Genomic DNA, 12,884 nt, shown 5'->3' on the forward strand with positions numbered 1-12,884 from the left:
GACATGGAACAGAACGACATCTTCGCGATGGTGCGCGGCAACCTCAGCACCGTGATCCCGGAACTGGACGCCGACGAGATCACCATGGACGCGACGCTGACCGACCTGGGCTGCAACAGCATCGACCGGGCCGAGGTCGTCACGATGACCATGTCGGACATGGGCATCCACGTGCCGGTCATGGAGTTCCAGGAGGCCGGCGACATCCGCTCGCTGGTACGGCTGCTCGCCCGGCACACGGCGTGAGCGCGGCCGCCAACGGCGCGGGCGTCCCGGTCGTGGTGACCGGCATCGGCGTGGCGTGCTCGATCGGCGTCGGCGTCGAGCCGTTCGCCGCGTCGCTGCGCGCGGGCCGCACCGGCATCCGCCGCCAGGACGGCCAGGTCAGCGCGCCCCTGGCCGGATTCGACTTCGCCCATGCGGTCGGCGCCGTGCCCGGCCTGCCGCAGGAGCTGAGCAGGCGGGCGCTGCGCAAGGCCGGGCGCTCGCTGCCCGCCGTCCAGGCGGCCGTGGCCGCGGCGCTGCAGGCGTGGACCGGTGCCGGCCTGCCTGCCGCGGACCTGCCCGGTAGCCAGGTCGGGGTCGTGGTGGGCGGCAACAACGTCACCGGCGCGGCGGCGTACCGGATGGCCGAACGTTTCCGCGGCGACCCCGTCGCGGTGCCCGGCAGGTTCGCCCTGCACGTGCAGGACACCGACCACGTCGGGGTGCTCAGCGAGATCCTGGCGATCACGGGGGAGGGGTACACCGTCGGCGGCGCGGCGGCCAGCGGCAACCTCGCCGTCATCCACGGCGCCCGCATGGTCCGCAGCGGGGCGGCGCGCGCCTGCCTGGTCGTCGGGGCGATGACCGAGCTGTCACCGGTGGACCGGCAGAGTTACCTGGCGCTGGGCGCGATGGCCGACCCCGCTGCCGCACCCGACGACGACGTGCTGTGCCGCCCGTTCGACACGACCCGGCGCGGCTTCGTCGCCGGGGAGGGCACCGCGGCGCTGCTGCTGGAGGCGGAGCCGTCGGCCCGCGCCCGCGGGGTGCGCCCGCTGGCCCGGGTGGCCGGCGAGGCGATGGCCCTGTCGGCCAACAGCCTGGCCGACCCGAGCGAGGAGGTCGAGGTGGCGGTGATGTCCACCGCACTCGCGCGTGCCGGCGCACGGCCGGAGCAGCTCGACTACGTCAACACGCACGGCACGGCGTCGCGCCTGGGTGACGAGGTCGAGGCCGCCGCGCTGCGGCGGGTGCTGGGCCGCGACAGCGGCGCGTGGGTCAACGCCACCAAGGCGCTCACCGGGCACTGCCTGTGCGGGGCCGGCGCGGTCGAGGCGGTCGCCACGGTCGTGCAGATGACGCACGGCTTCGTGCACCCGAACCCGCACCTGGGCATGCCGCTGACCGGCGAGTTGCGGTTCGCCGGCCGGCAGGCCGAACCGGCCCGCATCGGCCTGGCACTGTCCAACGGTTTCGGGTTCGGCGGGCTGCACTCGGCTGTGGTCTTCGCGGGGGAGGTGGCGTGAGCATGCGCGGCGCATGGGTGGTGCCCGAGCCCAGCCTGGACTCGGCGCGGGTCAGGCTGTTCTGCGTGCCGCACGCCGGCGGCGGCGGGGTGATGTTCCGGCCCTGGCGTGACCTGCTCGGATCCGAGGTGGAGGCGTGTTCGATCGTGCTGCCCGGCCGGGAGAGCCGCATCCACGAGCTGCCCTACGTACGCATGGAGCAGCTGGTCGGGCCGCTGTTCGAGCAGCTGCGGCCGCACCTGGACCGGCCCTTCGCGCTGTTCGGGCACAGCATGGGCGCCGTCGTCGCCTACGAGCTGGCGCGCCGCTGCCAGCTCGAAGGCGCCCCGGCCCCGGTCCGGCTGTTCGTGTCAGCGCGGCGCGCACCGCACCTGCCCGCCCGCCGGCCGTCCTACGCCGACCTGAGCGACGACGAGTTCCTGACGGCGGTCGCCGCCATGAACGGCACGCCCGCCGAGGTGCTGGCCCAGCGTGACCTGCTGAAGATCTTCCTGCCGGGGCTGCGCGGCGACTTCGAGCTCAACGACACCTACGTTCCGCTGCCCGGCCCCCGGCTGACCTGCCCGATCTCGGCCTCCGTCGGCGACGCCGACCCTGAGGCCGACCTGCCGGAGATCCTGGCGTGGTCGCAGGTCACCACCGGCGGGTTCCGCAGCCGGGTGTTCCCCGGCGACCACTTCTACCTCAAGACCGACCCGGCGGCGCTGCTGCGCGCGATCTGCGACGACCTGGGGGTCCGCAGCGGCTCCGCGGCCGGCGGCGAGCTGGTGCCCAGCCCGCCGCCGCGCGGCTGAACCGGACCTGTTAGTCGAGGTCGTAGTCGAGCCGCAGCGTGTTCCTGCCCTGCTCGTCGTGCCCGAAGGTGCAGCTGCCGCGCAGGCCGGCCAGCTCGCCGGTGCCGGAGTTGGGCACGATGAACCCGAGCCGGTGCGGCGTCTCGCCGCCCATGGCCGCCACGTGCTGCAGGACGAACGTGCCGCGGCGGCCCGCGATGGTGGCCGCGACGTGCTCGTTGGCGACGTAGCCGGCGGACTTCGCGTCGGGGCGGCAGCAGAGCAGGATGGCCTCGCTGGTGCCCTCGATGTCACCGTGCAGGGTCCGCTTGACGTCTGCCCGGATCAGCGGGTGCCCTTCGGCCGGCTCGAAGTAGTTGTGCTCGTCCCAGGCGTCCTGGTCCCACAGGGCGACGGCTACCTTGCTCACTGCGTGTCTCCTTTCAGGCCGCAGCGGGCCCGCAGCGGCCAGGTGTCAACGTCGGAGTCTAAGAGGATGTTCAGGGCCATGACGCTCAATAGTGAGCGGTTGTGTCGATAGCGGGTTTATACCGTGTAACTTCCGTGTCGTCGAGGAGCGCGCATGAGTGAGACCACGTCCCAGCCCATCGTCACCGATCTGCTCCGCTTCCGCGCGGACGGATACCCGGATCGGGTGGCGATCAACGTCGATGGCCAGGATACGATCACCTACGGACAATGGCAGCGGCGCGTCACCCGCACCGTGCACACCTTGCTGGCGAACGGTGTCGGCCGAGGCGAACGGGTCGGCCTGCTCTTCGGTGGCATGGACTGGATCGACTACGCGGTGGCCTACCTGGCGGTGCTCAGCGCCGGAGCCACCGCGGTCCACCTCAACGACGGCATGCCCGCCCAGGAGATCCGCCGGCGGCTCGACGAGTGCGACTCGCGGCGGCTGATCCGCGGCGGCGACCAGGCCACACCCGAAGGCTTCGGCGGCTGGTCGGTGACCGTCGCCGAGATCGACAGCGGCGACGAGACACCGGTCTCGGTGGAGATCGGGCTGCACGACATCGCCGACATCCTCTACACCTCCGGCACCACCGGGCCCGCGAAGGGCTTCACGAATCCGCACGGCACCCTCACGTTCGGGCGCGGGCCCGCAGGTCTGCAGCAGTTCACCAACCCGACGCCGCTGCTCGCGCCCATGCCGCTGGGCACCACGTCGAGCGCGACCACCGTCGCGATCGTGGCCCTGACCGCGACGGCGGAGGTCGTCGTGTGCCGCCTCGACGACGTCGTGCGGATGGGTGAGCTGATCGACCGCTACCGGATCGGCTCCATCATGCTCACCCCCTGGATCGCGATGCAGATGATCGCGGCACGGCTCGACGAGCACTTCGACGTCGGCTGCGTCGAGCGCATCGGGATCGCCTCGGCGCCCATGCCGCCGACGGTGTCGCTGGCGCTGCTGAAGGTCTTCCCCGGCGCGCAGCTCAACACCGCGTACGCGCAGTCCGAGGCGGTGCCCGCCGTCATCGTCAACACCTTCGACCCGGCCCGGCCCGCGACACTGGGCCGCCCCGCGCCCGGCACCCAGCTGCGGGTCGCCGACGAGCACGGCGAGCCGGTCCCGGTCGGCGAGGTGGGGGAGATCTGGCTGCGCTCGGAAGCCCCCCGGCGCCTCTACCTGGACACCGAGCGGGCCAAGCAGACCAACGTGGACGGCTGGATCCGCACCGGCGACTTCGGCCACACCGACGCCGAGGGATACCTTTACCTCTTCGACCGCGGCAGCGACGTGCTGCACGTGGGCGGGCGCAGGCTGTCCTCGGTCGAGATCGAGTCCGCGCTCTACGAGCACCCGGCGGTCACCCAGGCGGCGGTCCTGCCCTGGGGGGACGCCGACCGGGGCCAGACGATCGCGGCGGCGGTGGTGCTCAGCGACGGCGAGGCGCTGCCGCGGGTGTCGTCGTTCCTGGCCGAGCGGCTGCGCCCGGAGCAGGTGCCCTCACATGTCTTCGTGGTGGACAGCCTGCCGCGCGGGGTCACCGGCAAGGTGCTCAAGAACGAGCTGCGCAAGCAGCTGATCGAGCAGGAGGAGAACTGACCGTGCGGGGTAACAGGGTGCAGGCCGTTTGGCAGGGCCAGGTCATAGCCGAGTCCGACGACACCGTGGTGGTGGAGGGCAATCACTACTTCCCGCGCGGCTGCCTGCGCGAGGACGTGCTGCGTCCCTCGGCCACGCACACGGTGTGCCCCTGGAAGGGCACCGCGTCGTACTACCACCTGGAACTCGGCGAGGCCCGCACCGAGGACGCGGTCTGGTTCTACCCGGACCCGTCGGCGGCGGCGGAGTCGGTCCGCGAGCGGGTCGCGTTCTGGAAGGACGTCGAGGTCCGCGTGCTGCCCGCCGAACAATCCGCATGACTTCCGCAGACGTACGGGCTCGGCTGCGCGGTCATACCGCGCAGCCGAGCCCGTACGTCGTCGCGCGGTCGGTCCGCGCCGTGGCTCAGCTCTTGGCGGGGAACAGGCAGAACGGGTGGCCCGCCGGGTCCAGGTAGACGGTCCAGCGCTCGCCGCCCGGCTGCTCCGGTGCCTTCTTGGCGCCGTGCTCGAGCACGAGTGCCTCGGTCTCGTCCAGGTTGTCCACGGCGAAGTCCAGGTGGAACTGCTGCGGCACGTCCTGGCCGGGCCACTGCGGGGCCTGGTAGTCCGCCACCTTCTGGAAACCGATGGCCGGCCCGCCGTCGGCCTCCAGGCCGGCGAAGCTGTCGGAGCTGTAGGAGATCTTCAGGCCGGTGAGGTGCTGGTAGAACTCGGCCAGCTGTGCCGGGTCGGCGCAGTCCAATGTCACTGCGTGGAGCTTGGTCGTAGGCATGCGGTCGGTTCCTCCAGATCGAAGCCTGCTGAAAAGCCGGACTGTTCAGTCCATACCCAACAAGCATCCTAAAACACCCGGATGATCTCAAATCGTACGGGTATCACATAATGGTGTATATCAAGCGTTTCGGCAGCGTGCGCAGGTCCACGCACGACCTGCGCACGGCTGCGTCAGCGCGACGGCGTCGACTCGGCCGCCGGGCTCAGCAGCGCCCGCAGCTCCGGGGTGTACAGCTCGGAGACCGGGCGCACCCCCGCCACCGTGTCGAAATAGCGCTGCGTCAGATCCGGGCTCGTGCTCACCGCGCGCAGCAGCGCCTTGCGCTGCGGTCGGGCGTCGGCCTGCGCGACCAGCAGGGTCGCGCGGTAGCTGTCGGTCAGCAGCCGGTCCCGCTCCTCGGCATAGGACGCCAGCGCCTGCGCCAGGTGCTCCTCGTCGCCCAGCCGGTCGCCGACGTGGCCGGTCAGCAGATCCGCCTGCAGGAACGCGTCGCCGATGCCGCGCGCGGTGATGGAGTCCTTGTGGTGGCCCGCGTCGCCGACCAGCGCCCAGCCCGGTCCCGCCGCCTGGCGGAAGAAGTTCTGCTGGTCGCCCGTGCCGCGCAGCCGCTCCACCTGCTCGCCCGCGCGCATCTGCGCGAACAGCGCCGGCGCGTTGACCTCGACGCTGCGCAGGTAGGCCCCCTGGGCGTCGCCGCGGACCTCGTCGAAGCGGTCCTGCGTGAAATACGCCGAGACCAGCACCGCGTCATTGGTGGGCACCGCGGAGACCCAGCCCTCGTCGCCCTCGTACAGCTCGAAGTAGGTCTTCAGGCCGTGCCAGAACGTGTAGTAGGCGCAGGTCAGACGCGGATGCTCGACGGTTTTCGGGGCGTCGACCAGCGTGGCGACGGTGGAGCGCATGCCGTCGGCGCCGACGACCAGCCACGCCCGCGCCGTCGCCTCCTTGCCCGACGGCAGGGTGTAGCGCACGCCCGTCACCCGGTCTCCGCCGCGGAGCAGGCCGGTGACCGCGCATCGTTCCTGCAGCTCCGCGCCCGCCGCCACGGCCGCCTCGGCCAGGATCTGGTCGAGCAGGTGCCGCCGCGGGGCGTAGGCCGACGAGACACCGTCGACGGCCGCCGCGCAGCCCTCGACGCGCACCTCGTCCAGTTCGTAGACCACGTGGTCGAGCTCGGGGCAGCCGGTCGCCACGACCGCGTCGAGCACACCCCACCGCTTCAGCCGCGCCACACCCGGTTGCTGGATGTAGAGCGTGGAGATCTTGTCAGAGGGAAAGGCCGAGCGTTCGAGCAGCAGCACCCGGTAGCCGAGCCTGGCGAACAACATCGCGGTGGGCGAACCCGCGCACCGCGCGCCCACGACGATCACGTCGTAATCCATCGTCTCCACCTCGCTGCGCCGCGCCGGACAGGCGCGTCCGCGCGCCGGGTCATCAGCACCGTACGCAGCGGCGGCGGAGGGCGCCGCACACAATTGAGCGATCTACCGACGGATCAACGGGATCAGCACACCGTCCACGACGGACACGAGGAACTGGTCGGGCACCGGGCTGGAATCACCCAGGAAGCGGTACATGAGCATGGCGGGTCCGACCTCGGCGACCAGCGGGCTCAGGTGCGCCGGGTGCACCTCGCCGCGTCCCACCGCCCGGTCGAAGACCAGCTGGAACATGTTGCGGCGCGGCTTGAACACGCGCTCGTCGACCAACTTGACCAGCGGCTGGTCACGGTCGATCTCGGCGAGCAGGCTCTGCACGGCACGCCCCACCGGCGAGTTGAGCACCGCCGCCTTGGCGCGCATCAGCTCGACCATGTCGTCGCGCACGTTGCCGAGGTCCGGCAGGTCCTCCGCGGCCGGCAGCATGTGGTCGATGGTCTCCACGACCAGGTCGGCCTTGTCCGACCAGCGCCGGTACAGCGCCGCCTTGCCGGTCTGGGCGGCAGCGGCGACGCGCTCCATGGTGAGCCCCGCGTATCCGACTGCCCGTAACTGGTCGATCACGGCCTGGAAGATGGCCGACTCCAGTGCGTCCCCTCGGCGACGCCGCACCGCCGTCGGCGCCGGCTGCTTGTCTTGACCGCCGTCGTCCACAATTCTCCTTCCTCAACACGATAGTGAACACTTGCGTTCACTACTCAGAACACCTACAGTCGTGGCCGAACAGTGCACTATACGGACTCAATCCCCTGACAAGGATGCATGATGACCAGTTCGGTATCTGCTGCACCAACCTCCCCAAGCCGCCCGCGCCGCAGCGGGCTGGCGCTGACCGTCATCGCGTTGGCACAGCTCATGGTGGTTCTCGACGCCACAATCGTCAACGTTGCCTTGCCGAGCGTGCAGCGGTCGCTGGGATTCTCGACGGCAGAGCTGTCCTGGGTGGTCAACGCCTATACGCTCTCGTTCGGTGGCCTGCTGCTGCTGGCCGGCCGGGCCGGCGACATCCTGGGCCGGCGTCGGGTTTTCGTCACCGGTTTGGTGGTTTTCGGCATCGGCTCGCTGATCGGCGGGCTGGCCTCGTCCTCGGAGTGGCTGCTCGTGGCGCGCTCGCTGCAGGGCGTCGGCGCCGCGATCGTCGCGCCGGCCGCGCTGTCGCTCATCGCCACCAGCTTCCAGGGTGAGCGTGAGATCAATCGTGCCTTCGGCGTGTTCGCGGCCGTGTCCGGCGCGGGTGGCGCCATCGGCCTGCTGCTGGGCGGCGTGCTCACCGAGTGGCTCTCGTGGCGGTGGGTCATGTTCGTCAACGTGCCGCTGGCCATCGGGCTGGCGCTGCTGGCGCCGCTGTGCATCGCCGAGACGGAGCGCCAGCGCGGCCGGTTCGACATCCTCGGCGCCATCACGTCCACAGTGGGCATGGTCGCGCTGGTCTACGGCTTCACCCGGGTCGCGTCCGGCGGCTGGGGCGACTCGGTGGCCGTCACCTCGTTCGTGGTGGCGGTGGTCATGCTGATCCTGTTCGTCATCATCGAGCGGATCATCGAACAGCCGATCACGCCGCTGCGCATGTTCGCCGACCGCAACCGGGCCGCGATCTACGTCATCGCGCTGGCGCTGACCGGCGCGCTGATGGGCCTGTTCTTCTTCCTGACGATGTTCATGCAGAACGTGCTGAACTACGGCCCGCTGCAGGCAGGTCTGGCGTTCCTGCCGGTCAGCATCTCCATCGTCGTGGTCGTCGGCATGACCTCGAAGCTGCTGCCCAAGATCGGGCAGAAGACGCCCCTGGTGGCGGGCCTGGCGCTGAACACGGTCGCCCTCGGCTGGCTGTCGACGATCTCGGCCGACAGCACCTACCTGCAGGCCATCCTCGGCCCGCTGCTGCTGTTCGGCATCGGCACCGGCCTGCTGTTCGTGCCGCTGACGATGATCGGCGTGTCCGGTGTGGAGCAGCACGAGGCGGGCGCCGCCTCCGGCGTCCTCAACGCCATGCAGCAGGTCGGCGGCTCGCTCGGCCTGTCGATCCTGGTCACCGCATACGGGTTCGCCGTCCGTGACGTGTCCGGCGACCCGATCGCGGTGCTGACCGAGGGCACCCCGACCGCCTTCCTCGTCGCCGCGATCTTCGCCGCGGTGGCTTTCCTGATAGCCGTCCTGGTCGTCCGTCCCGCCGTTCCCCCGGCGGCGGGAGCCCCGGCCGCTCCGGCCGAGGTCCACGAGGCGGAGGCCGCCCAGCCCGTGTAGTCGGGCAGGGCGACCGCGCGGCCGCACACCAGCCCACCGGGCCGGTGTGCGGCCGCGACGACGCGGTCGACGAGGAGGACCGGCCGGAGCCGGGACGGACGTCGAGTGGGGCCGCTGCGGCAGGCGCGGGGACCGCGCTGGTCCGCCGCGGCTACCGTGGCCGCATGGCCCGCAGATGGATGCTCCCGATCCTGTTCCTGCTCATCGGGCTCGCGATGGCGCTGAAGCAGGTGAGCACCGGGTCGGGCGGTGCCGGAGTGGCCCTGGGACTGGTCTTCGTCCTGCTCGGCGTGGCGCTGTCGCCACTGATCTTCCCCCGGTCGATCAGTGCGGCCGAGGCGCGGCGACGCAGCGCGGCCGACGGCAGGCCGATCGTCTACTGGCGGCCCGGTTGCCAGTTCTGCCTGCGCCTGCGGGTCCGCCTGGGCAGCGCTGCGAGTCGTGCCCACTGGGTCGACATCTGGCGCGACCCGGACGGCGCGGCGGCGGTGCGGGCCGTGACCGGCGGCGATGAGACGGTGCCGACCGTCGTGGTCGCCGGGCAGCCGCACGTCAATCCGGACCCGGGCTGGCTGCGCCGGCAGCTGATCGGATGATGCGAAGCCCGCTGAGCACCTGAAGAGTGAACCGGCCGAGTGCTGGTGCACCCGGCCGGAGTTCGGCGCCGTGTCAGGACTTGTGGGGATCGGAGCCCTTCGGGGGGAGGAACTGCATCCGGGCGAGCAAAACCATCCAGACGGCGAAGCCGACGAGGAAGGTCAACCACGACCAGGTCCAGCCTATGGTGAAGCTGAGCAGGAGGAAGGCGGCGGAGGAGACGGTCCACACGACCACGGTGTAGATGCCGAACCGGGCGGCGGCGGCCGGGTCGCCCGCGAACACGTCACCCATCTCCTGGTGCTCGCGCTGCAACCGGACCATCCACGGCTTGTGGCGGTTGGTTTGGGTCACGCCCAGGTAGGTGAAGGCGACGGCAGAGGCGATCAGCAGGACACCGGCGGCGACCAGCAGCCCCACCGGCCACTCGGGACTGGCGGCGGCCACGCACCCGGCTCCGGCCAGGCCCACTGTCGTGGCCACGCCGTAGCCGATCGCACGACCGGTCGGCAGGGGATAGCTGGATGTCGTCTCCTGCCGCAGCGCGTCGGTCACGATGACGCCGCCGGCGACCGCCAGCACCGCGATGGCGACCGGCTGCCAGTCCAGCGCCGCCGTGTCGAACACGGACCACACGAGCACGCCCAGTGCGGCCGCCGCCAGCAGTGACAGCAGCAGCGTCCGTACGACGTAGCCGGGCCGTGGCCGGACCCGCTGGTCGAGCCATGCGGCCGTGGACGGCGCCGCGGCGGCGTCGGCCACGATCGAGCGGATGTCACCCAGCTCGGCCATCGCGCGCTGCGCGGAGACGGCGCTGCTGACGCCGGACTGTTCGAGTTCGGCCATCCGGGCGACGAGGTTGGCGCGCATCTCCTCCTTGAGATCGCGGGCCTCCGGGGTCATCTCGATTCCGGCGAACGCCTCGTCGAGGAGGCGGTGGATCGCCAGGCTGTCATCGGTCATTGCTGCCGCCTTTGGGTCGCGTGGTGCCCGTGCGGGCAGGTTTGCCGAGCTTGAGCAGGGTGTCGATGAGGCCCCGGGTGATCTCCCAGGCGCCCACGTTGTCGTCGTACACGGCACGTCCGGCATCGGTGATGCGGTAGTACTTGCGGCGGCCGCCCTGGGTCTCGTCGCCCCAGTAGGCCTCGACGAGGCCGTCCTTGAGCAGGCGGCGGTAGCTCGCGTAGAGCGTCGCCTCCTTGATCTCGTAGGCGCCGCCGGTGGCATCCCGGATCGTTTTGAAGATCTCGAAGCCGTAGCTCTCGCCCCGGCTCAGGACCGCCAACACGATCGTGTCGGTATGCCCACGCAGGAGGTCGGCGGCGAAGGCGTCGCTCGCCAGAAAGGTATCGCTGTCAGATATCTCGGGCACGTCGAGTACTGTAACAGATAAAGTACTTGAGTTGGCAAGGGTCGTCCCGGGGTCGCCGGACGGTCGGTCCCTGGCGTCACATCACCGCAGGTCCCGCCGCAGCGGGTGGTCGTCCGGGATCTCGACGAGCACGATGGCCACGCCGTCCGGATCCTCGATCCACATCTCGTCCAGGCCCCACGGCTCACGCCGCGGCTCGCGGGCGATCGTCACGCCCAGCGCCGCCAGGCGCTCATGCTCGGCCCGCAGGTCACGGACCTGCAACCAGATGCGGATCGGGCCGGCGGGTCCGCCGTCGGCGCGGCCGGACACCTCGAGCAGGCCCTGGCCGAGGAAGAAGACCAGGCCGGGATCGTCGGGCGGCCCGAACTCGCGGTACACCGCCAGCCCGAGCACCTCCCGGTAGAAGCGACGCGACGCCGCCGGGTCCGACGGCCGGAGCAGGATCCGGCTGCTGAGCACATCCATGAACCGATCATCCCGCGATACGCCACATTAGTTGCACGTACCGACGAATGCGCATACGCTGACCGACGCGCGGATGAGTCAGGGCAGCGATCAGCGATCAGGCACACGTGCCTGCGGGCATGACGCGATCCGCCCCTGTCCTTGGGGCCTCCTCCAGAGGTAGGTCATGAAAAGACTGCTCACATCCGTCGGTGTCGCCGTGCTGGCCACCGCCGCGTCCATCCTCGTCGCCGTCAGCCCCGCTGAGGCGGCCGTCGGCCTGCACATCAGCGGCCGCAACATCGTCGAGGCCAACGGCCAGAACTTCATCATGCGCGGGGTCAACCACGAGCACGTCTGGTTCACCGGCCAGACCAGCTCGTTCGCCAACATCAAGGCCGCCGGCGCCAACACCGTCCGGGTGGTGCTGGGCAGCGGCAAGCGCTGGGGCCCGTCCAACGACGTCGCCAACGTCATCTCCCTGTGCAAGCAGAACCGGCTGATCTGTGTCCTGGAGGTGCACGACACCACCGGGTACGGCGAGGACGGCGCGGCCGCCACCCTCGACGAGGCCGTCAACTACTGGATCAGCCAGAAGAGCGCGCTGGTCGGCCAGGAGAACTACGTCGTCATCAACATCGGCAACGAGCCGATCGGCAACACCAACGCCGGACAGTGGACCGCGGCCACCGTCGCGGCCATCCAGAAGATGCGCACCAACGGGTTCCAGCACCTGCTCATGGTCGACGCGCCGAACTGGGGCCAGGACTGGCAGTACGTCATGCGCGACAACGCCCAGACGGTGCTGAACGCCGACACGTCCCGCAACACCGTGCTGTCGATCCACATGTACGACGTGTTCAACACCGCCACGGCGATCCGCGACTACCTCGACCGGTTCCAGAACAACGGCTGGCCGCTGGTCATCGGTGAGTTCGGCTGGCAGCAGTCGCCGAACAACGTCGACGACCAGACCCTGATCGCCGAGGCCAACGCCCGCGGCCTGGGCTACCTCGGCTGGTCCTGGGCCGGCAACAACGACCCGTACCTGGACATGACGGTCAACTTCGACCCCACCCAGCTCACCACCTGGGGTCTGCGGCTGTTCAACGGCGCCAACGGCATCAAGGCCACCGCCAAGGAGGCCACGATCTTCGGTGGCACGCCCTCACCGAGTGCCTCCGCGTCGCCGCGCCCGTCGGCGTCGCCCAGCACCTCGCCGAGCGCGTCCCCGCGGCCGAGCTCCTCGCCGTCGCCCAGCGCGTCGCCGTCGCCGGGCGGGCGCGGCTGCACCGCCGTGTACGCGATCACGGGCCAATGGCCCGGCGGCTTCCAGGCCGACGTGAAGGTGACCGCGGGCAGCGCGGCGATCACCAGCTGGACCGTGACCTGGACGTACGCCAACGGCCAGACCGTCACCCAGGCCTGGAGCGCCACGGTGACCAGCAGCGGATCGGCGGTGACCGCCCGCAACGTCAGCTACAACGGCAGCCTGTCCGCCGGGGCGAGCACCAACTTCGGGTTCCTCGGCTCGTGGAACGGCACGAACGCCGTTCCCGCGGTGTCCTGCACCGCGAGCTGATCGCCGGTCGAGGGCCGGGCGGTCACCGTCCGGCCCTCGACCGCACGAGGCGGCGTACCACGCAGGCTTGC

General features: G+C 70.7%; 15 protein-coding genes. 8 read left to right on the forward strand and 7 right to left on the reverse strand.

Going from position 1 to position 12,884, the window contains the following annotated elements; all coding sequences use genetic code 11:
- The first annotated feature begins 3 nt into the window (after positions 1–3).
- From F6W97_RS25480 to F6W97_RS25490, 3 genes are read left to right on the forward strand one after another with little or no spacing between them, the layout of a single operon-like run.
- A complete protein-coding gene (locus F6W97_RS25480) occupies positions 4–246 on the forward strand; it encodes a phosphopantetheine-binding protein (protein WP_155372907.1) in 243 nt (80 codons plus the stop codon).
- Positions 243–1,511 carry a beta-ketoacyl synthase N-terminal-like domain-containing protein gene (locus tag F6W97_RS25485; RefSeq protein ID WP_155372908.1) on the forward strand — a complete coding sequence of 423 codons (1,269 nt, stop codon included), beginning with the start codon at positions 243–245 and terminating at the stop codon, positions 1,509–1,511. The genes F6W97_RS25480 and F6W97_RS25485 overlap by 4 nt, the downstream gene beginning before the upstream one ends.
- A 2-nt stretch (positions 1,512–1,513) precedes the next feature.
- Positions 1,514–2,305 carry a thioesterase II family protein gene (locus F6W97_RS25490; protein ID WP_155372909.1) on the forward strand — a complete coding sequence of 264 codons (792 nt, stop codon included), beginning with the start codon at positions 1,514–1,516 and terminating at the stop codon, positions 2,303–2,305.
- A gap of 10 nt (positions 2,306–2,315) precedes the next feature.
- On the opposite strand, the gene F6W97_RS25495 is transcribed toward F6W97_RS25490, so the two are convergent.
- Entirely contained in the window at positions 2,316–2,714 is a 399-nt protein-coding gene (locus tag F6W97_RS25495) for a DUF3224 domain-containing protein (protein ID WP_196279306.1), read from the reverse strand.
- A 153-nt stretch (positions 2,715–2,867) separates the two neighbouring features.
- Between F6W97_RS25495 and F6W97_RS25500 the strand changes: the two genes are divergently transcribed.
- Positions 2,868–4,355 carry a class I adenylate-forming enzyme family protein gene (locus F6W97_RS25500; protein WP_155372911.1) on the forward strand — a complete coding sequence of 496 codons (1,488 nt, stop codon included), beginning with the start codon at positions 2,868–2,870 and terminating at the stop codon, positions 4,353–4,355.
- Positions 4,356–4,357: 2 nt separating this feature from the next.
- Positions 4,358–4,675 carry a DUF427 domain-containing protein gene (locus tag F6W97_RS25505; RefSeq protein ID WP_230686950.1) on the forward strand — a complete coding sequence of 106 codons (318 nt, stop codon included), beginning with the start codon at positions 4,358–4,360 and terminating at the stop codon, positions 4,673–4,675.
- 85 nt (positions 4,676–4,760) lie between these two features.
- Here F6W97_RS25505 and F6W97_RS25510 read toward each other — a convergent pair whose 3' ends face one another.
- The 3 genes from F6W97_RS25510 to F6W97_RS25520 all read right to left on the reverse strand — a co-directional run bounded on the left by F6W97_RS25510 (position 4,761) and on the right by F6W97_RS25520 (position 7,135).
- Positions 4,761–5,129, reverse strand: coding sequence for a VOC family protein (locus tag F6W97_RS25510; RefSeq protein ID WP_155372912.1), 369 nt, complete (start codon positions 5,127–5,129; stop codon positions 4,761–4,763).
- Positions 5,130–5,302: 173 nt separating this feature from the next.
- Positions 5,303–6,514, reverse strand: a complete 1,212-nt coding sequence (locus F6W97_RS25515; RefSeq protein ID WP_155372913.1) for an FAD-dependent oxidoreductase — start codon at positions 6,512–6,514, stop codon at positions 5,303–5,305.
- A gap of 102 nt (positions 6,515–6,616) precedes the next feature.
- Complete coding sequence (locus F6W97_RS25520; RefSeq protein WP_155372914.1) at positions 6,617–7,135, reverse strand: TetR-like C-terminal domain-containing protein; 519 nt, start codon at positions 7,133–7,135, stop codon at positions 6,617–6,619.
- Positions 7,136–7,333: 198 nt separating this feature from the next.
- On the opposite strand from F6W97_RS25520, the gene F6W97_RS25525 reads away from it, so the two are divergent.
- Positions 7,334–8,815, forward strand: a complete 1,482-nt coding sequence (locus tag F6W97_RS25525; protein WP_230686951.1) for an MFS transporter — start codon at positions 7,334–7,336, stop codon at positions 8,813–8,815.
- Between the two features lie 164 nt (positions 8,816–8,979).
- A complete protein-coding gene (locus F6W97_RS25530) occupies positions 8,980–9,411 on the forward strand; it encodes a glutaredoxin domain-containing protein (protein WP_155372915.1) in 432 nt (143 codons plus the stop codon).
- Positions 9,412–9,484: 73 nt separating this feature from the next.
- Here the strand turns inward: F6W97_RS25530 and F6W97_RS25535 are convergent, their stop codons facing one another.
- From F6W97_RS25535 to F6W97_RS25545, 3 genes are all read right to left on the reverse strand, one after another.
- Positions 9,485–10,375 carry a permease prefix domain 1-containing protein gene (locus tag F6W97_RS25535; protein ID WP_155372916.1) on the reverse strand — a complete coding sequence of 297 codons (891 nt, stop codon included), beginning with the start codon at positions 10,373–10,375 and terminating at the stop codon, positions 9,485–9,487.
- Positions 10,365–10,784 carry a PadR family transcriptional regulator gene (locus F6W97_RS25540; protein ID WP_230686952.1) on the reverse strand — a complete coding sequence of 140 codons (420 nt, stop codon included), beginning with the start codon at positions 10,782–10,784 and terminating at the stop codon, positions 10,365–10,367. Before F6W97_RS25540 ends, F6W97_RS25535 begins: the two co-directional genes overlap by 11 nt.
- 81 nt (positions 10,785–10,865) lie before the next feature.
- Positions 10,866–11,252: a VOC family protein gene (locus F6W97_RS25545; RefSeq protein WP_155372917.1), complete on the reverse strand. Its 387-nt coding sequence runs from the start codon at positions 11,250–11,252 to the stop codon at positions 10,866–10,868.
- Between the two features lie 166 nt (positions 11,253–11,418).
- On the opposite strand from F6W97_RS25545, the gene F6W97_RS25550 reads away from it, so the two are divergent.
- A complete protein-coding gene (locus F6W97_RS25550; RefSeq protein WP_155372918.1) occupies positions 11,419–12,813 on the forward strand; it encodes a cellulase family glycosylhydrolase in 1,395 nt (464 codons plus the stop codon).
- The last annotated feature ends 71 nt before the right edge of the window (positions 12,814–12,884 follow it).

The organism is Catellatospora vulcania (assembly GCF_009720385.1).
Classification (GTDB): domain Bacteria; phylum Actinomycetota; class Actinomycetes; order Mycobacteriales; family Micromonosporaceae; genus Catellatospora; species Catellatospora vulcania.

Bases quoted from the DNA above. Each gene is read 5' to 3' on its own strand.
- F6W97_RS25535 (WP_155372916.1), bottom strand. From the start codon at position 10,375: ATGACCGATGACAGCCTGGCGATCCACCGCCTCCTCGACGAGGCGTTC.
- F6W97_RS25530 (WP_155372915.1), top strand. From the start codon at position 8,980: ATGGCCCGCAGATGGATGCTCCCGATCCTGTTCCTGCTCATCGGGCTC.
- F6W97_RS25525 (WP_230686951.1), top strand. From the start codon at position 7,334: ATGATGACCAGTTCGGTATCTGCTGCACCAACCTCCCCAAGCCGCCCG.
- F6W97_RS25480 (WP_155372907.1), top strand. From the start codon at position 4: ATGGAACAGAACGACATCTTCGCGATGGTGCGCGGCAACCTCAGCACC.
- F6W97_RS25490 (WP_155372909.1), top strand. From the start codon at position 1,514: ATGCGCGGCGCATGGGTGGTGCCCGAGCCCAGCCTGGACTCGGCGCGG.
- F6W97_RS25545 (WP_155372917.1), bottom strand. From the start codon at position 11,252: ATGGATGTGCTCAGCAGCCGGATCCTGCTCCGGCCGTCGGACCCGGCG.
- F6W97_RS25510 (WP_155372912.1), bottom strand. From the start codon at position 5,129: ATGCCTACGACCAAGCTCCACGCAGTGACATTGGACTGCGCCGACCCG.
- F6W97_RS25500 (WP_155372911.1), top strand. From the start codon at position 2,868: ATGAGTGAGACCACGTCCCAGCCCATCGTCACCGATCTGCTCCGCTTC.
- F6W97_RS25550 (WP_155372918.1), top strand. From the start codon at position 11,419: ATGAAAAGACTGCTCACATCCGTCGGTGTCGCCGTGCTGGCCACCGCC.
- F6W97_RS25515 (WP_155372913.1), bottom strand. From the start codon at position 6,514: ATGGATTACGACGTGATCGTCGTGGGCGCGCGGTGCGCGGGTTCGCCC.